Below are 17,808 nucleotides of genomic sequence, written 5' to 3' on the forward strand. Positions count from 1 at the left end.
CATGTGCGGCATCGCAGGCACGTACCGATGGCCCGACGGAAAGGTCGTGACCGACCGGCTCACCGACACCCTCGCCCACCGCGGTCCCGACGGGGCGGGCCGCTACGGCCACCAACTCGGTGACGGCGAGGTCCACCTCGGGCACCGCCGGCTGGCCATCATCGACCTGTCCGAGACGGGCGCCCAGCCGATGGTCTCGGACGGCCTCGCCCTGACGTACAACGGCGAGCTGTACAACGCACCCGAGTTGCGGGCCGAGCTGGAATCCGGCGGAGTGCGTTTCCGCGGCACCTCCGACACCGAGGTGCTGCTGGAGGCGTGGCGGCGCTGGGGCACGGACTGCCTGCCCCGGCTGCGCGGCATGTTCGCGTTGGCGGTCTTCGACGAACGCACCGGTGACCTGGTGCTCGCCCGGGACCAGCTCGGCATCAAGCCGCTGTTCCTGCTCCGGCGCGCCGGGGGCCTGGTGTTCGCCTCCGAGCTCAAGGCGCTCGCCGCCGCGACCGGCGGGTCGCTGGAGGTGGACCATGCGGCGCTGGTGGCTTCACTGCTGTACTACTGGGTGCCGGACTCACGGTGCGCGTTCCGCGAAGCGGAGAAGCTGCCGCCGGGAAGCTGGCTGAGGTGCCGGCCCGACGGGCGGGTGGAGCGCGGCAGGTTCTGGCATCTGAAGGACGTCGCAGCCGAGGGGCGGGAGCGGGCGCTGGCCGGCGAGCAGCCGGACCTGGCCGCTGTCGTCGAGGAGTCGACCCGGCGTCATCTGCTCTCCGACGTACCCGTGGCGACGTTCCTCTCCGGCGGTCTGGACTCCAGCTACCTGACCGCGCTGGCGGCCCGCCACCAGCCCGGGATCTCCGCCTACACGATCGGGTTCCGCGCCGAGGACGCCAAGTTCGAGGCGATGCCGGACGATCTGCGGTATGCCCGGCAGGTGGCGGAGCGGTTCGGCGTCGATCTGCACGAGATCGAGATCGCTCCGAACGTGCTCGACCTGCTGCCCCAGATGACGTATCACCTGGACGAGCCGATCGGTGACCCCGCCGCGATCAACACCTTCCTGATCTGTTCGGCCGCCCGGGAGGCCGGGGTCAAGGTGATGCTCTCGGGGATGGGCGCCGACGAGCTGTTCGCCGGGTACCGCAAGCACCTGGCCAATGTGCTCGCGCTGCGCTATCAGCGCGTCCCGCGGCCCCTGCGGCGTGGAGTGTCCGCGGTCGTGGACAGGCTGCCGGTCGCCTCGGCCCGCCGGGGCTACCGGTCGGTGCGCTTCGCCAAGCGGTTCCTGTCCTTCGCCGATCTGCCGGAGGAGACCGCGTTCCGGCGCAGCTACACCATGTACGACCAGGACGAGCTGCTCGCTCTGATCGATCCGGACCTGGCCGGGACGGTCGACGACGTGCTGACCGAGCACGCCGACATCTACGAGGACAACGACCTCGACGACTTCGTCAACCGCATGTGCCTGGGCGACGCCCGGATGTTCCTGCCGGGCCTGAACCTCGCCTACACGGACCGGTCGAGCATGGCCGCGTCGACCGAGGTGCGGGTGCCGTATGTGGACGTCGAGGTGGTCAGGGCGGCGTTCGCCGTGCCCGGCGATCGCAAGATCGTCGGGCGGCAGGGCAAGGCCGTCCTCAAGGAGGCGGCCGCCTCCGTCCTGCCGCGGGAGATCGTGTACCGCCCCAAGGGCCTGTTCAGCGCGCCGCTGCGCGCCTGGATGAGCCGGGATCTGGCACCGCTGGTACGCGAGGTGATCCACGACGGGGTGCTGGTCAACTCCGGTTTCCTGCGCCGCGACGCGCTGGCGCGCATGGCCGCCGAGGACGCCGCCGGGCAGCGGGACTTCTCCAAGCATCTGTGGCATGTGCTGACCCTCGAGTACTGGTATCGCGACGCGACCTCTGGGTCCGGCCAGAGCACTCGGTACACGGCTTAGGAATCAGAGGAGTACGGGTGAAGCAGGTTGTACAGAACTACAAGAGCGGCGAGCTGGCGGTGCTCGACGTGCCGGTGCCGGGGTGCAAGCCGGGCGGGGTGCTGGTCCGCAGCGCCTACTCGCTGATATCTACCGGGACCGAGCTCATGAAGGTGTCCGAGGCCGGCATGTCGATGCTGGGCAAGGCCCGCTCCCGCCCGGACCAGGTGGCCAAGGTCATGCAGAGTGTGGCCACCAACGGGGTGCCCGCGACCTACCGCAAGGTGATGGGCAAGCTGGACTCGTACACGCCGCTGGGCTATTCCCTGTGCGGGGTGGTCGAGCAGGTCGGCGCCGGCGTCGACGACGTGAAGGTCGGCGATCTCGTGGCCTGCGCGGGCAACGAGCACGCGCTGCACGCCGAGCTGAACTGGGTGCCGAAGAACCTCTACGCCCCGGTGCCGGACGGCCTTGCTCCGCGGCACGCGGCCTTCGGCACCGTCGGGTCGATCGCGATGCAGGGCGTCCGCCAGGGCGAGTCGCGGCTCGGCGAAGTGGCTCTGGTCATCGGTCTCGGGCTGATCGGGCAGCTGGTGGTGCAGCTTCTCACCGCCTCGGGGGTGCGCGTCGTCGGGGCCGACCCCGACCCGGCGCGCTGCGAACTCGCCGAGCGCCTGGGCGCTGCGGCCTGCGGCGATCCGGCCTCCGCGGTCGTGGAGAACTCCGTCGCCGAACTCACCGACGGTCACGGCGTGGACCAGGTGTACCTGGCCGCCGGCGGCGGCAGCAACCAGCCCGTCGAGCTGGCCGCGCGGCTCTGCCGGGACCGCGGCCGGGTCGTCGACATCGGCAAGTGCCGCCTCGACCTGCCGTGGAACGCGTACTACGAGAAGGAACTCGACGTCCGGTTCTCCCGCAGTTACGGCCCCGGTCGCTACGACCCGGAGTACGAACTCGACGGCCGGGACTACCCGATCGGCTATGTGCGCTGGACCGAGCGCCGTAACCTCGCCTGCTTCCTCGACCTCGTCGCCCGCGGCAGCGTCGACGTGGAGCCGCTGATCTCCCACATCGCCGACTTCGACCAGGCCGTCGAGACGTACCGGAGCCTGAAGGACGGCGAACTCAAGGCCGTGGCCGTGCTGTTCCGCTACCCCGGTCCCGCCGACCACACAACCCAGGCCGAGGCCCCGGCGGTGACCGTGCCCGCCGTGAAGCCACGCAGCGGCCCGGGGTCCACCCGGGCCGTGGCCGCCACGTCACCGGTGCGGCTGGCGTTCGTCGGCGCGGGCAACTACGCGACGTCGATGCTGCTGCCTCATCTGGCACAGCGCGACGGCGTCGAACTGTCGACCGTCGTCACCACGACGGCGCTGTCCGCGGCGAACGCCCAGCGGAAGTTCGGCTTCGCCGAGGCGACCACCGACCTCGACGCCGTGCTCGGCGACAAGGCCATCGACGCGGTGTTCGTCGTCACCCGCCACAGCTCGCACGCCGAACTGACCCGACGGGCGCTGCTGGCCGGCAAGGCGGTGTTCGTCGAGAAGCCGTTGGCACTCACCGAGAACGACCTGGCGGATGTGCTCGCGGCGGTGGAGGAGTCCGGCAACGACCGGCTGCAGGTGGGCTTCAACCGCCGGTTCGCGCCGCTGCTCCAGGAGGCCAAGAAGCGGTTCGGCGCCCGGACCGGTCCGGCGAGCCTGCGCTACCTGGTCAACGCGGGCCGCCTCGGACACGGCAGCTGGTACCTCCAACAGGGCACGGAGGGCTCGCGGTTCGCGGGCGAGGGCGGACACTTCATCGACACCGCGAGCTGGCTGCTGGAGGCCGATCCCGTCTCGGTGTACGCGGTCGCCCCGTCCGGCAACGAGGACCTGCAGATCGTGCTGCGCTACCCGGACGGTTCCACCGCGACCATCAGTTACGTCACCACCGGAGCGGCCGGCTTCCCGAAGGAGACGCTGGATCTCATCGCGGACGGGAAGGTGCTGCGGTTCGACGACTTCGTCCGCGCCTCGCTGTTCGCGGACGGAGGGAGCGGCCGCAAGCGGTGGGTCAGTTCGCGGCTGCCCAAGGCCCGGGACAAGGGCCAGGAGGCCGAACTGGCCGCGTTCGTCAGGGCCGTGCGGACCGGCGGACCGATGCCCGTGCCGCTGGAGTCGCTGGTCGCCACCACCGCGGCCACCCTCGCCGTGCAGACCGGCCTGGCCGGCGGCACGCCGGTGACGTTGGCGAGCGCGCGATGACCATGACCGCGGGCTGGTACCTGCGGCGCCTGTCCCGGATGGGACCGCGCGAGGTCGGCGGCCGGGCGGGCGACGCGGTACGCAGACGGCGGTGGCGGTCGGCGCCGCCGGCCTGCCCGACCGTGACCGGCGCCCGGTTCACGGCGGCGCTGCCCGCCCACGCGATCGCCTCGGTCCCACCGGACGCCGCGAAACGTCTCATCACCGAGGCGGACCGGCAGATGGCGGGGCACGTCGAGTACTTCGGGGTGGTCCGCGACGACCTGGTCGACCCGGACTGGTGGTACGACCCGAAGACCGGGCGCCGGGCTCCGTGGGGCTACGCCTTCGACGTGCCGTACCGCGACGAGGACGCGGTCGGGGACATCAAGCAGATCTGGGAGCCGTCCCGGCACCAGTACCTCACCGTGCTCGCCGCCGCCTACGCGATCACCGGGGACGAGCGGTACGCCGAGCGCGTGGCCGAGCATCTGCGGTTGTGGTGGGCGGCCAACGCGCCGCTGCACGGGGTGCACTGGATCAGCGGCATCGAGCTGGGGATCCGGTTGCTGTCCTGGGTGTGGATCCGCCGGCTGCTCGACGGCTGGCCGGGCGCGGCCGGACTGTTCGAGGACAACCCGGTGGCGCTGAACCAGATCTGGCACCACCAGCGCTGGCTGGCCGCCTTCCCCAGCCGGGGGTCGTCGGCGAACAACCACGTCATCGCCGAGGCCGCCGGGCAGTTCGCCGCGGCCTGCGCGTTCGGGTGGTTCCCCTCCTCGGCGCGCTGGCGGGCCGAAGCCCTGCGGTCGCTGGAGCGGCATCTGCGCGGCAACACCTTCGACTCCGGCCTCAACCGTGAACTGGCCACCGAGTACCACGGACTGGTGCTGGAGCTCGGCCTGGCCGCGGTGGCCGAGGCGGACGCCGCCGACGTGCCGGTCCCCGCATCGATCCGGCTGGTGCTGCTGCGGATGACCGACGCGCTCGCGGCCGTCGTGGACAACCGGTTGCGGCCGCCGCGTCAGGGCGACGCGGACGACGGCCACGGTCTGATCGTGGACGGCGCGGGCACCGACCGCTGGGCCTCCCTGCTGAACACCGGAGACGCCGTGTTCGGCCGGCTCGCCTGGTGGCCGGCGGTAACGGACACCGATGTGCGCACCCCGCTGCTGGCCGCGCTCATCCGGTCGTACCCGGCCGAACGAACCGCACCGCAAGAGGCGCGCCCGGTGAGCCGGCCGGCTCACTTCGCCGACGCCGGCATGACCGTCCTGCGCGGTCCGGAGGAGATCTGGTGCCGCTGCGACGGCGGTCCGCACGGCTTCCTGTCCATCGCCGCCCACGCCCACGCGGACGCGCTGTCCGTGGAGGTCCGGCACGACGGAGTCGATGTGCTCGCCGACCCGGGGACGTACTGCTACCACGGGCAGCCCGCATGGCGTCAGTACTTCCGGTCCACCCTCGCCCACAACACCCTGCAACTGGATGGCAGTGACCAGTCCGTCTCCGGCGGCCCGTTCCTGTGGACCCGGCACGCCCGCAGCCGCGTCCTGGTCGCGGACACCTCCGGCGCCGCCGACGGAGGGACGGCCCGCTGGTGCGCCGAACACGACGGCTACCAGGGCTCCGTGCACCGCCGCCGGGTGGAACTGACGGCCGCGAGCCGGGAGCTGAGGGTGGTCGACGAGGTACGTGGTCCCAACCGGGCCGTACAACTGGCGTTCCACCTCGGCCCCGCGATCACCGCGGACCTGGTGGGAAGCCGGGCCGTGCTCACCTGGACCCGGGACGGCGAAGGACGCTCCGCGGTGCTCGACCTGCCCGAGCAGCTGAACTGGCGCGAGCATCGCGGAGAGAGCGACCCGCCGCTGGGCTGGTACTCCCCCGGATTCGGGCGCAAGGAACCCTCCACCACGCTGGTCGGCACCGGCTCCGCCGACGCCGCCGCGCCGCTGGGAGAGTTCACCACCGTGCTCAGGTTCCACGGCTAGGAGGGCGCGTGGGATTCACGAGACGGCACTCGGCGTGGGCGGCGGCACCACTGGCTCTGGCACTGCTGGCGACCGGCTGTGACAGCACGTCGGACGCCGGGGCGAAGCCGAGCGCTGCGCCGTCGTCCAGGACCGTGTCGCGCGTGTGCGCCGAGCCGGCGGCCGGGCCGACGCAGGCGCCGGCGGGCGCGGTCACCGTCGACCCCGCGGTCGTCGGCGACCTGGCGGCGAAGACCAGGAGCAGCCCGCCCCACACCACCTTCTGGCTTCGGCCGGGCAAGCACACGCTCGACTCGGACCGGTTCGCCCAGGTCGTTCCGAAGGAGGGGAACCACTACCTCGGTGCGCCGGGCGCGGTGCTCGACGGGCGGAAGAAGAACCAGTACGCGTTCGGCGGCAGAGCCCGCGACGTCGCCATCCGGCATCTGACCGTGCAGCGCTTCGTCGCACCGCTGGACGAGGGCGTGGTCAACCATGACTCGGCCGACGGGTGGGTGATCGAACACGCGACGATCCGGGACAACTCCGGTGCCGGGCTGATGGCCGGTGCCCGCCAGCAGGTCCGCGCCAGTTGCCTGCGAGGCAACGGTCAGTACGGCATGAACGCGTACAAGGGCGGCGGGCCCATCAGCGGCCTGGTGGTCGAGGGCAACGAGATCACGGGCAACAACACCGACGACTGGGAGCGGCGGCGCGAGGGCTGCGGCTGCACCGGAGGCATCAAGTTCTGGGCCGTCAACGGCGCCGATGTGCGCGGCAATTGGGTGCACGACAACCGTGGAACAGGGTTGTGGGCGGACACCAACAACAACGACTTCCGTATCGAGAACAACCTGATCGAAGGCAACGACGGCGCCGCGCTGATCTACGAGACCAGCTACAACGCGGTCATCCGGGGCAACACGATCCGGCGGAACAACTGGGTCGAGGGCCGCCTGGAAGCCGACCGCGGCGACACCTTCCCGTTCGCGACCGTCTACGTGTCCGAGTCCGGCGGCGAGCCACGGATCAAGGCCCGCACCGACAAGATCGAGATCTATCGGAACGTGCTGGAGAACAACTGGTCCGGGATCACCCTGTGGGAGAACGCCGACCGCTTCTGCAACAGCCCCGCCAACACCTCGTCGGGTGACTGCACCCTGCTGGTCCCGGACATCGCCCGCTGCAAGAAGCCGGCCATCGCCGTAGCACCGCTGTACGGCGACTGCCGGTGGAAGACGCAGCGCGTGGAGATCCACGACAACCGCTTCGTGCTGGACAAGGCAGTCGTCAAGTGCACGGTGAGTTGCGACCGCATGGCGGTTCTCGCCAACTACGGGACCTATCCGGACTGGTCGCCGTACCGGGGCGAGCGGGTCTCCGAGGCGATCACGCGCACGCAGCACAACCGCTGGCGCGACAACGTCTACGTCGGACCGTGGACATTCGTCGCCCACGACCCGAGCCAGGTCCTCGACTTCGTGCGCTGGCAGGGTGTGCCGTACGAGCAGGACGCGGGCAGCACGCTCGACCCCCGGGCCGGTGGTTGAGATGGCCCAGGATCTCCAACGCGGTGGGCTGCCGGACGGACCGGACACGGCGGGTGGGCAACCCGGCGCCGCGCCGCGCCCTGCCGGCTCCCCGAGGATCGTCGGGACGGTATGGGGACTGCTGGTCCTCAACACGCTCGGCTCCGCCGGGGCGAAGACCATCGTCCCGCTCCCCCGGTCCCTGATCCAGATGGTCACCATGGGCGCGCTGGTCGCCGCGTTCACGCTGGCGCTCGCGGTCAATCTCCGGCTTCGAATCCGGGCCAGCGCGTACGTGTCCCTGCTCACCCTGCTCCTGGTGGCGAGCGTCATCTCCAGCGCGAACCTGGAGTCCGGGTTCGGCGCCCTGTTCCGCTGTGCCCGGCTGGCCCTCTTCGTCGGCACGCTGTGGCTGCTCAGTCGCTGGTGGGACGGCGGCCTGACGTTCGTCCGGCATCACATCCGGATGTACTTCGCGGTGCTCGGGTCGGTGGCCGCCGGCCTGCTCATCTCACCGGGCGCGGCCCTGCCCGAGCTCTACGGCGGGCGGCTGGTCGGCGCGTTGTGGCCGCTCACCCCGCCGCAGATCGGGCAGTACGCCGCGGTGATCATCGGGCTCACCGTGCTGCTGGTGGTGGGCCGCCGGACCGACAAGCTCGGCGCGTCGGTGGTCATCGTGCCCTCACTCGTCCTGCTCGCGCTGACCCATACCCGGACGGCCACACTCGGCCTGTTCGTCGGGCTGGTGCTCGCGATCGGATCGCTCCTCCTCACCAGCGCCGCGGCCCGTCGCTTCTTCACCTGGGCGGTGCTGTGCGCCACGGTGGCCGCGGTGGGGTTCTCCTCCCTGCTCCAGGCGTGGTTCCTGCGCGGACAGACCAAGGAGAACTTCTCCAGTCTCACCGGTCGTGCCAAGGTCTGGGACGCCCTGCTGGCCGCACCCCGGACGACCGGGGAGAAGGTGTTCGGCATGGGCCTGGGCGACAAGTCGTTCGGCGGGCTGCCGATCGACAACAGCTGGCTGGCCGTCTACCAGGAACAGGGACTGATCGGCGTCACCCTGGTGGCGGCGATCATCGTCGTCCTCGGCGGCATCGCCCTGCTGCGGCCACCCTCGCTGCAGCGGGCCTGTGCGATCTTCCTGATCAGCTACTGCGCGATCGCGTCGTACACCGAAGCCGGCCTGGGCGACGCCTCGCCGTATCTGCTGCATCTGGCCCTGGCCGCCTCGCTGCTCGCGGCGCCGCCCACGGCCGCCCCCCTCGCAACGCCCCCTGTCCCTCGACGGCGTGTCCCGCGATGGGCCCGGAGAACGGAGGTGACCTGACCATGCACGTTCTCGTGGTGCACAACCGCTACGCCTCGGCGCAGCCGAGCGGGGAGAACAAGGTCGTCGACCAGGAGGTGGAGCTGCTGCGTGCGGCCGGCCATCAGGTCGGGGTGTTCGAGCGGCGCAGCGACGACATCGCCGCCCGGTCCCTGCTCAGCAAGGCCGCAGTGCCGCTCCTCGTGCCGTGGAACCCGGCGGTCCGCACGGAGCTCGCCGCCCGGCTGCGCGCCGAGCGGCCGGACGTGGTGCACGTCCACAACGTCTTCCCTCTCCTGTCCCCCGCGGTGCTGGCCGCCTGCGCGGACGCCCACGTGCCCGCCGTCGCCACGCTGCACAACTACACCCAGATCTGCCCGCCCGGCACGCTGCAACGGGACGGCCGGCCGTGCACCGAGTGCGTCGGGTCGGCGGCGCCGCTGCCCGCCGTCCGGCACGGCTGCTACCGGAACTCCCGCCTCGCGACGGTGCCGCTCGCGATCAGCCTGTCGGTCAACCGGCGGCGGTGGTGGTCCGGCGTGGAGCGGTTCTTCTGCATCTCCGCGGCGCAGCGCGATGTCCTGGTGCGGTCCGGCATGCCGGCCGAACGGCTCGCGGTGAAGCACAACTTCGTGCCCGACACGGATGCCCGCCGGTCAGGCTCGGGCGAGCATCTGCTCTATCTGGGCCGGCTCGCGGAGGCCAAGGGCGTACGGCTGCTCATGGCCGCGTGGGACGAGATCGCGGCGAGCGGCGGTGTGGGCGTGCCGCTCGTGATCGCCGGCACGGGACCGCTGGAGCACGAGGTCACCGCCTGGGCGGCGGGCCGCGACGACGTGCGCTACGTCGGCCTGTACGACACGGACCAGTGCAGGGAAGCCATCGCGCGATCAGTCGCGGTGGTGGCTCCCTCGACATGGCTCGAGGCGTTCGGCCTCGTGGTCGTCGAGGCGATGGCCGCGGGGGTCCCGATCGTCGCCGCCGGTCACGGCGCCTTCGTCGAACTCGTCGAGGACGGCGTGACCGGGCTGCTGCACCGGCCGGGCGAGGTGGCCTCGCTCGCGTCCTGCGTACGCCGGATCGCGGCCGAGCCGGCCCGCAACCGGGACATGGGCCAGGCGGCCCGGCGCCGATACGAGCAGGGGTTCAGCCCGGCCGTGGGCCTGGAGCGCCTGCTGGAGGAGTACCGCACCGCGATCGCGGGACGGTCCGCACTGGCTCGCGGCGGAAACGTCCGCGCGAGCAGGGGGGATGGGGACAGCACATGACACGATGCCGACTCTGCGGCTCGGAGGCGATGGCGAGTGTCGTCGATCTCGGGGCGACGCCACCATGTGAGAGCTTTCTGGCCGCGGACCAACTGGACCGGCCGGAGCCGGCGTACCCGCTGCACCTGCGGGTCTGCACCGACTGCTGGCTGGCGCAGCTCCCGCCGCTGATCACGCCGGAGGAGACGTTCAGCGAGTACGCGTACTTCTCCTCCTTCTCGACCTCCTGGGTGGAGCACGCACGGACGTTCGTCGCCGACGCCGTGCAGCGGCTGGGGCTGGGCACCGACGCTTTCGTGGTCGAGGTCGCGAGCAACGACGGGTACCTGCTGAGGCATGTGGTGGACCGCGAGATCCGCTGCCTCGGCATCGAGCCGTCGGTGAACGTCGGCAAGGCGGCGCGGGACGCGGGGGTGCCGACGCTCACGGAGTTCCTGGACCCGGCCACCGCCGCCACCGTCCGCGGTGAGCACGGACCGGCCGACCTGGTCGTGGCCAACAACGTGTACGCGCACATCCCCGACGTGGTCGGGTTCACCCAGGGTCTGCGCGCCCTGGTCGCCGACGACGGCTGGGTCTCCATCGAGGTGCAGCACCTGCTGACCCTGATCGAGGACAACCAGTACGACACGATCTACCACGAGCACTTCCAGTACTACACGGTCGCTGCCGCGATCCGTGCGCTGGCCAGCGGCGGACTGTCGCTGGTGGACGTCGAGTTGCTGCCCACGCACGGTGGCTCCATCCGGCTGTGGGCACGGCCGGCCGAGGCGGCCGGTGAGCCGACCGCGCGGGTGACCGACGTGCTGGCCCGGGAGAAGGCCGCCGGGCTCCAGGAGCTGTCCGGGTACACCGAGTTCTCCGCCCGGGTGGCCACGGTGCGCCGGGACCTCCTGCGGTTCCTCATCGAGGCGGCCGACCGCGGCGAGACGGTCGTCGGCTACGGCGCCCCGGGCAAGGGCAACACCCTGCTCAACCACTGCGGCATCCGGCCCGACCTGCTCCCGTACACGGTCGACCGCAACCCCTACAAGCACGGCAGGTTCACTCCGGGCACCCGCATCCCGATCCTGCCGCCCGACCAGATATCCGTCGACCGGCCGGACTACGTCCTCGTCCTCCCGTGGAACCTGCGGGCCGAGCTGGTCGAGCAACTGTCCTTCATCGGCGAGTGGGGCGGCCGGCTGGTCTTCCCCATCCCGGAACTGAGCATTGTCGAGGTCGCGTCGTGAAGGTCGTTTTGTTCTGCGGCGGTTACGGAATGCGGATGCGCAACGGAACCCCCGACGACGTGCCCAAGCCGATGGCGATGGTCGGCCCCCGGCCGCTGATCTGGCACGTCATGCGCTACTACGCGCACTTCGGGCACACGGAGTTCATCCTGTGCCTCGGATACGGGGCCCACCACATCAAGGACTTCTTCCTCAACTACGAGGAGACGACGTCCAACGACTTCGTGCTGCGAGGCGGGCGGACCGAGCTGTTGTCCACCGACATCTCGGACTGGACGATCACGTTCGCGCAGACCGGCGTCGAGTCACCGATCGGGGAGCGGCTGCGCCGGGTGCGCCACCACCTGGACGGCGACGAGATGTTCCTCGCCAACTACGCCGACGTGCTCACCGACGCCCCGCTGCCGGAGATGATCGACCGGTTCGCCGGGCGCGACGCCGGTGCGTCGATGATGGTGGTGCCGCCGCAGTCGTCCTTCCACTGCGTGGACCTGGGCGAGGACGGCCTGGTGGGAGGCATCACCGCGGTGAGCGAGCTGCCGCTGTGGGAGAACGGCGGCTACTTCGTGCTCCGCCAGGAGATCTTCGACCACATCCCGGAGAACGGGGACCTGGTCGCCGACGGCTGCTCCCAACTGGCCAAGCGCGGACGGCTGGTGGCGCACCAGCACCGCGGGTTCTGGAAACCGACCGACACCGTGAAGGAGCGGGCCGCGCTCGACGCCGCCTACGCCCGGGGCGACCGCCCGTGGGCCGTGTGGGAGCGGGACGGCGAAGGGGCGAAGGCCGGGGTGAGGACCGTATGATCCGGCTCGGCACCGGACGTCTGGACCGGATCGTCGCGGTGGGCGCGCACTGCGACGACATCGCCATCGGCGCCGGCGGCACGCTCCTGACGCTGTGCCTCGCCCGGCCGGGTATCCGCATCGACGCACTGGTGCTCTCCGGCGGAGGCAGCGACCGGGAGCAGGAGGAGCGGGCCGCGCTGGCAGCCTTCTGCCCCGGCGCCGACCTGCGGCTCACCGTGCACAAGCTGCCGGACGGCCGTCTGCCCGCGCACTGGGAGGAGGCCAAGTCCGCGGTCGAGGAGCTGCGCGGACAGACCGAGCCGGATCTGATCCTGGCCCCGCGCACCGACGACGCGCACCAGGATCACCGCGGCCTGGCGCAGCTGATACCCACCGCGTTCCGCGATCACCTCGTCCTCGGCTACGAGATCGTCAAGTGGGACGGCGACCTCGGCCGTCCGTCCGCGTACCAGCCGCTGACGCCGGAGACCGCCGAACAGAAGGTGCGGCTGCTGCAGGAGCACTACCCGTCGCAGCGGCACCGGCCCTGGTACGACCGGGAGGCCTTCCTCGGGCTGGCCCGGATCCGCGGAATCGAATGCCAGGCGCGCTACGCCGAGGCCTTCGCCGTCACCAAACTCACTCTCGACCTGGGGGAATGAACCTTGCGCGTACTTCTGACCGGGCACCAGGGCTATCTGGGCACCGTCATGGCCCCGGTGCTCACGGCCGCCGGACACGAGGTCGTCGGGCTCGACGCCGGCCTGTTCGCCGACTGCGTGCTGGGCCCGCCGCCCGCTGACCCTCCCCCAGTCGGCGCCGGCGCGCCTGTGGGCGGCGCCCCGATGGGGCACCGGGTGGACCTGCGCGACGTCACGGCCGACCATGTGGCCGGGGTGGACGCCGTGATCCACCTGGCCGCCCTGTCCAACGACCCGCTGGGATCGCTGGCTCCGGAGCTCACCTACGACATCAACCACCACGCGTCCGTGCATATGGCGCGGCTGGCCCGCGACGCCGGAGTGCGGCGCTTCCTGTACGCGTCGACCTGCTCGGTGTACGGCGCCTCCGGCGGTGACGACCTGGTGACCGAGGACGCCCCGCTGCGCCCGGTGACGCCGTACGCGGAGTCGAAAGTGCGGGTCGAGGACGATCTGCACGCGCTGGCCGACGCCGAGTTCAGCCCGGTGTACATGCGCAACGCCACCGCCTTCGGCTTCTCACCCCGGCTGCGCGCCGACATCGTGCTCAACAACCTGGTGGGCCACGCGCTCCTGTCCGGCCAGGTGCTGGTGCTCTCCGACGGCACCCCCTGGCGTCCGCTGGTCCACGCCGCCGACATCGCACGGGCCTTCGCGGCCGCGCTCACCGCGCCGCGCGAGGCGGTTCACGACCGGGCGTTCAACATCGGCAGCGAGATCAACAACGTCACGGTCGCCGAGATCGCCGATCAGGTCGCCGAGGCGGTCTCCGGCGCACAGGTGAAGATCACCGGGGAGAACGGCGCCGATCCGCGCTCGTACCGCGTGGACTTCTCCCGGTTCCGCGCCGCGATACCCGGCTTCGACTGCGAGTGGACAGTCAAGCAGGGCGCGCTCGAACTCGCCGACGCCTACCGGAAACACGGGCTCACGCGAGAGGACTTCGAGCAGCGCTTCACCCGCCTCGCCGTGCTGCGCGCGGCGTCAGAGGCCGGCGCCGTCGACGACACCCTGCGGTGGCGCCGATGACCTCTGCCGGCGAGGACATGCACACACTGGTGGAGCGGCTCTACCCGCTCTGCCGGAGCATCACCGGCGACGGTGTACGCGCCACCCTGGACATCGTCGGCGAATACGTCCCGCTCCAGGTGCACGAGGTGCCGACCGGGACACCGGTACTCGACTGGACGGTGCCCCAGGAGTGGAACATCCGGGACGCCTACATCGCCGACGCCGCCGGCAACCGGGTCGTCGACTTCGCCGCGTCCAGCCTCCACGTGCTCGGCTACAGCGTGCCGGTGTCCCGCACCATGCCGCTCTCCGAACTGCGCGCACACCTGCACACCCTGCCGGACCACCCGAGCTGGGTGCCGTACCGCACGAGCTACTACAAGCCGGAGTGGGGATTCTGCCTGTCGCAGGAGACCCTGGACGCGCTGCCGGACGGCGACTACGAGGTACGCATCGACTCCACCCTCGCGGACGGCCACCTCACCTACGCCGAGCATGTGATCCCCGGTCAGGTCCCCGACGAGGTGATCGTCTCCTGCCACATCTGCCACCCATCGCTGGCCAACGACAACCTGGCGGGCATCGCGGTGGCGACGCACCTGGCCCGGGCACTGGCGCAGGAAACGCCGTACTACACCTACCGGTTCATCTACGCACCCGGCACCATCGGGGCGATCACCTGGCTGGCCCGCAACGCGGAGCGGGTGGAGAGCGTCAAGCACGGGCTCGTGCTGGCCTGCGCCGGCGACTCGGGCTCACTGACGTACAAACAGAGCAGACGCGGCGACGCCGAGATCGACAAAGTCATGCGACACGTCCTCGCCGCCTCCGAACGCCCCCACCACGTCAACGAGTTCACCCCCTACGGCTACGACGAACGGCAGTACTGCACACCCGGGTTCAATCTCGGCGTGGGCTCGCTCAGCCGCACCCCGTACGCCGGATACCCCGAGTACCACACCTCGGCGGACAACCCGGACTTCGTCTCCCCCGCGGCCATGGCGGACACGCTCGCCGTCTGCCGCGAGGCGTTCGCCCTGCTGGACCGCAACCGGCGGTATCTCAACCTGAGCCCTTACGGGGAGCCGCAGTTGGGGCGGCGCGGGCTGTACGACTCGCTCGGCGGCCGCAGCGACGCGCAGCAGGCGCAGATGGCCATGCTCTGGGTCCTCAGCCTCTCCGACGGCGAGCACAGTCTGCTGGACGTCGCCGAGCGGTCCGGGCTGCCGTTCGACACCGTCGCCGCCGCGGCCGACGCCCTGCACGGCGCCGGTCTGATCAAGGCATGACGCGGATGGCCATCGAGGAGGAGAAGGCGACGGCAGCAGCCGGATCCGCCCGGCGTGCCTTCGCAGGGCGGCTGTCCTGGGGACTGGCCGACCAGGCGGCCTCCAGCATCAGCAACTTCGCGGTGGGCGTCTACGTGGCGCGCTCGCTGGGCGTGACGGCGTTCGGCGTGTTCAGCCTCGCCTGGGTGACGTACGGCGTGGTGCTCAACGTCTCCCGCGGCCTTGCCACCGATCCGCTCGTGGTGCGCTTCAGCGGCGTGTCGGACGCGTCCTGGCGCGGGGCGGTGGCCCGGTCGTCGGGTACCGCGCTCGTCGTCGGCGCCGCCATCGGCGCGCTGTGTCTGGCCATCGGCGTCGCTCTCGGCGGCAGTGTGGGACCCGCGTTCGCGTGCCTCGGCGTCATGCTGCCGGGGCTGCTGCTCCAGGACGCCTGGCGGTACTCGTTCTTCGCCGCGGGCCTCGGGCGGAAGGCGTTCGTCAACGACCTCGTGTGGGGCATCGCACTCGTCCCGGCCCTGGTCGTGGCGGCCCACGCGGGCAGCGTTGCCGCCTTCGTGCTCGCCTGGGGCGCGTCCGCCACGGTGGCCGCGGGGTACGGATACATCCAGTCCGGCATCCGGCCCCGGACGACCCAGGCACGCGCGTGGCTCCGCGAGCAACGCGACCTCGGATACCGGTACCTCGTCGAGAACGTCAGCCTCAGCGGCGCCGGCCAGTTGCGTGCGTACGGGCTCGGTGTGATCGTCGGGGTCGGCGCGGTGGGTGCGGTCCGGGGCGCCGAGCTCCTCCTCGGCCCGTTCCTCGCCCTGCTGATGGGCCTCTCGCTGGTCACGGTCGCGGAGGCGGCACGAGTGCTGCGGCGGTCCCCGCACCGCCTCGGCAGGTTCTGCCTCCTGCTGGGGGGCGGGCAGGCCGCCGCCGCGCTGCTCTGGGGCGGGGCGCTGCTCCTGATGCCGGACCGGCTCGGCGAACTCGTGCTCGGCGACGTCTGGCACTCCGCCTCCCAACTCATCGTGCCGGTCACCCTCGGCGTCGCATGGGCCGGGCTCGGCACCGGCGCGGCGGCGGGGCTGCGCGCGCTCGCCGCGGCCCGGCGCAGTCTGCGCTGCCAACTGTTCGCCTCCGCCTGCTATGTGGCAGGCGGGCTGGGCGGAGCCGCGCTGGGCGGCACGGTCGGCTCGGCCTGGGGCGTCGCCGCAGCGACGCTCGCCGGCTCCGCCGTGTGGTGGCTCCAGCTGCGCTCCGCACTGCGCGAACACCACCAGGACACCATCCCCGAAGCGAGGACGCCTTGACCTCCTCCCGCGCCTACAGGCGGGGGATTCCAGCGGTCGCCCGCTGGGTTTCCTGCTTCACCGACAACAGCCCCGTCCGGGAGGTCTCCCGTTGAGGTCTTACACCGTCTCCACAGGCCGCTGCCGCCAGCCCGGCGGCCAGAATGTTGCGTGCCGCGTTAACGTCACGATCATGCAAAGCGCCGCAGGTGCACGTCCACTCGCGGACATTCAGCGGCAACTTCTCGCGGACTCGTCCGCAGGTTCCGCACTGCCTCGAGCTGGGGAACCAGCGGTCAATCACTACAAGTTCCCGCCCATACCAGACGCACTTGTACTCCAGCATGGAGCGCAGTTTCGTCCACGACGCGTCCGAGATGGCGCGCGCAAGCTTACGGTTCTTCAGCAGATGCCGGACGGTGAGATCCTCGATCACGACCGTTTGGTTCTCACGGACGAGCCGAGTGGTGAGCTTGTGCAGGAAGTCCCCGCGGCGGTTGGCAATCCGAGCGTGAACCTTGGCCACCCTCCGGCGGGCCTTCTCCCTGTTGTTCGAGCCCTTGGCCTTACGGGACAGTTCCCGCTGCGCTGTGGCGAGCCGGGCTCGATCGCGATGCTCGTGCCGGGGGTTGGTGATCTTCTCCCCAGTGGACAGGGCCACCAGCGAGGTGATTCCGGCGTCGACCCCGACCACGGCATCCGTGGCCGGGGCAGGGGCGATGGTGTCTTCACACAACAGGGACACGAACCAGCAACCCGCCGCGTCACGCGAGACAGTCACAGTGGTCGGCTCCGCCATCTCCGGGAGCGGCCGCGACCAGCGAATGTCCAGCGGCGCCGCCAATTTCGCCAAGGTGAGCTTGCCATCACTCCACTTGAAAGCGGAGCGAGTGTACTCCGCGCTCGCACGAGACATCTTCCTCGACTTGAACCGTGGGTACTTGGACCGCTTGGCGAAAAAGTTCCCGAACGCCGTCTGCAGGTGGCGAAGTGCCTGCTGGAGCGGAACGGAAGACACCTCGGTCAAAAAGGCGAGTTCCTCAGTCTTCTTCCACTCAGTCAGCGCAGCAGACGTCTGGGCGTAGGAGACACGGCGCTGCTCCCCGTACCAGGCGCGGGTTCGCTCCTCCAGCGCCCGGTTGTACACGAGGCGGACGCAGCCGAACGTCCGCGACAGCTCCGCCGCCTGCTCGTCCGTGGGATAGAAGCGATACTTGAACGCCCGCTTCACCTGCTGCACCATGCCTCACATTCTATCAATTCGCATGTGAGCACGAGCTGTCAGCAGGTGGATGGT

The 17,808-nt window shown here is 70.8% G+C and carries 13 protein-coding genes; 12 read left to right on the forward strand and 1 reads right to left on the reverse strand.

The annotated features are described in order from the left end of the window. The first annotated feature begins 1 nt into the window (after position 1). Genes asnB through ACFWU3_RS06235 form a run of 12 tightly spaced genes read left to right on the forward strand, consistent with a single transcriptional unit; the run spans position 2 to position 16,532 of the window. Positions 2-1,936: an asparagine synthase (glutamine-hydrolyzing) gene (gene asnB / locus ACFWU3_RS06180; protein WP_384431883.1), complete on the forward strand. Its 1,935-nt coding sequence runs from the start codon at positions 2-4 to the stop codon at positions 1,934-1,936. A gap of 17 nt (positions 1,937-1,953) precedes the next feature. Further along, entirely contained in the window at positions 1,954-4,161 is a 2,208-nt protein-coding gene (locus ACFWU3_RS06185) for a bi-domain-containing oxidoreductase (protein ID WP_384431886.1), read from the forward strand. Beyond that, a complete protein-coding gene (locus tag ACFWU3_RS06190) occupies positions 4,158-6,134 on the forward strand; it encodes an alginate lyase family protein (RefSeq protein ID WP_384431889.1) in 1,977 nt (658 codons plus the stop codon). Before ACFWU3_RS06185 ends, ACFWU3_RS06190 begins: the two co-directional genes overlap by 4 nt. Positions 6,135-6,142: 8 nt before the next feature. Beyond that, entirely contained in the window at positions 6,143-7,663 is a 1,521-nt protein-coding gene (locus tag ACFWU3_RS06195) for a right-handed parallel beta-helix repeat-containing protein (protein ID WP_384431892.1), read from the forward strand. A gap of 1 nt (position 7,664) precedes the next feature. Next, positions 7,665-8,969 (forward strand): O-antigen ligase domain-containing protein, encoded by a 1,305-nt coding sequence (locus tag ACFWU3_RS06200; protein WP_384431895.1) that lies wholly within the window; start codon positions 7,665-7,667, stop codon positions 8,967-8,969. Between the two features lie 2 nt (positions 8,970-8,971). Continuing rightward, positions 8,972-10,216, forward strand: coding sequence for a glycosyltransferase (locus tag ACFWU3_RS06205; RefSeq protein ID WP_384431897.1), 1,245 nt, complete (start codon positions 8,972-8,974; stop codon positions 10,214-10,216). Further along, complete coding sequence (locus ACFWU3_RS06210) at positions 10,213-11,448, forward strand: class I SAM-dependent methyltransferase (RefSeq protein ID WP_384431900.1); 1,236 nt, start codon at positions 10,213-10,215, stop codon at positions 11,446-11,448. Before ACFWU3_RS06205 ends, ACFWU3_RS06210 begins: the two co-directional genes overlap by 4 nt. Beyond that, positions 11,445-12,254, forward strand: a complete 810-nt coding sequence (locus ACFWU3_RS06215) for a glucose-1-phosphate cytidylyltransferase (protein WP_384431902.1) — start codon at positions 11,445-11,447, stop codon at positions 12,252-12,254. Before ACFWU3_RS06210 ends, ACFWU3_RS06215 begins: the two co-directional genes overlap by 4 nt. Continuing rightward, the gene (locus tag ACFWU3_RS06220) at positions 12,251-12,898 is read left to right on the forward strand and encodes a PIG-L deacetylase family protein (protein WP_384431905.1); all 648 of its coding nucleotides are present in this window, start codon (positions 12,251-12,253) and stop codon (positions 12,896-12,898) included. The genes ACFWU3_RS06215 and ACFWU3_RS06220 overlap by 4 nt, the downstream gene beginning before the upstream one ends. A gap of 3 nt (positions 12,899-12,901) precedes the next feature. After that, complete coding sequence (locus ACFWU3_RS06225; protein WP_384431908.1) at positions 12,902-13,966, forward strand: NAD-dependent epimerase/dehydratase family protein; 1,065 nt, start codon at positions 12,902-12,904, stop codon at positions 13,964-13,966. Further along, the gene (locus ACFWU3_RS06230) at positions 13,963-15,237 is read left to right on the forward strand and encodes a DUF4910 domain-containing protein (RefSeq protein WP_384431911.1); all 1,275 of its coding nucleotides are present in this window, start codon (positions 13,963-13,965) and stop codon (positions 15,235-15,237) included. The genes ACFWU3_RS06225 and ACFWU3_RS06230 overlap by 4 nt, the downstream gene beginning before the upstream one ends. Next, positions 15,234-16,532: a hypothetical protein gene (locus tag ACFWU3_RS06235; RefSeq protein WP_384431913.1), complete on the forward strand. Its 1,299-nt coding sequence runs from the start codon at positions 15,234-15,236 to the stop codon at positions 16,530-16,532. The genes ACFWU3_RS06230 and ACFWU3_RS06235 overlap by 4 nt, the downstream gene beginning before the upstream one ends. A gap of 13 nt (positions 16,533-16,545) precedes the next feature. Here ACFWU3_RS06235 and ACFWU3_RS06240 read toward each other — a convergent pair whose 3' ends face one another. Continuing rightward, entirely contained in the window at positions 16,546-17,754 is a 1,209-nt protein-coding gene (locus ACFWU3_RS06240) for an RNA-guided endonuclease InsQ/TnpB family protein (protein WP_384431916.1), read from the reverse strand. Positions 17,755-17,808: the final 54 nt, after the last annotated feature.

The organism is Streptomyces sp. NPDC058685 (assembly GCF_042714725.1).
Taxonomy (GTDB): Bacteria; Actinomycetota; Actinomycetes; order Streptomycetales; family Streptomycetaceae; genus Streptomyces.

What these genes read in the sequence shown, in the direction of transcription:
- asnB (WP_384431883.1), top strand. Translation starts at nt 2, where the DNA reads ATGTGCGGCATCGCAGGCACGTACCGATGGCCCGACGGAAAGGTCGTG.
- ACFWU3_RS06190 (WP_384431889.1), top strand. Translation starts at nt 4,158, where the DNA reads ATGACCATGACCGCGGGCTGGTACCTGCGGCGCCTGTCCCGGATGGGA.
- ACFWU3_RS06200 (WP_384431895.1), top strand. Translation starts at nt 7,665, where the DNA reads ATGGCCCAGGATCTCCAACGCGGTGGGCTGCCGGACGGACCGGACACG.
- ACFWU3_RS06205 (WP_384431897.1), top strand. Translation starts at nt 8,972, where the DNA reads ATGCACGTTCTCGTGGTGCACAACCGCTACGCCTCGGCGCAGCCGAGC.
- ACFWU3_RS06210 (WP_384431900.1), top strand. Translation starts at nt 10,213, where the DNA reads ATGACACGATGCCGACTCTGCGGCTCGGAGGCGATGGCGAGTGTCGTC.
- ACFWU3_RS06220 (WP_384431905.1), top strand. Translation starts at nt 12,251, where the DNA reads ATGATCCGGCTCGGCACCGGACGTCTGGACCGGATCGTCGCGGTGGGC.
- ACFWU3_RS06230 (WP_384431911.1), top strand. Translation starts at nt 13,963, where the DNA reads ATGACCTCTGCCGGCGAGGACATGCACACACTGGTGGAGCGGCTCTAC.
- ACFWU3_RS06235 (WP_384431913.1), top strand. Translation starts at nt 15,234, where the DNA reads ATGACGCGGATGGCCATCGAGGAGGAGAAGGCGACGGCAGCAGCCGGA.
- ACFWU3_RS06240 (WP_384431916.1), bottom strand. Translation starts at nt 17,754, where the DNA reads ATGGTGCAGCAGGTGAAGCGGGCGTTCAAGTATCGCTTCTATCCCACG.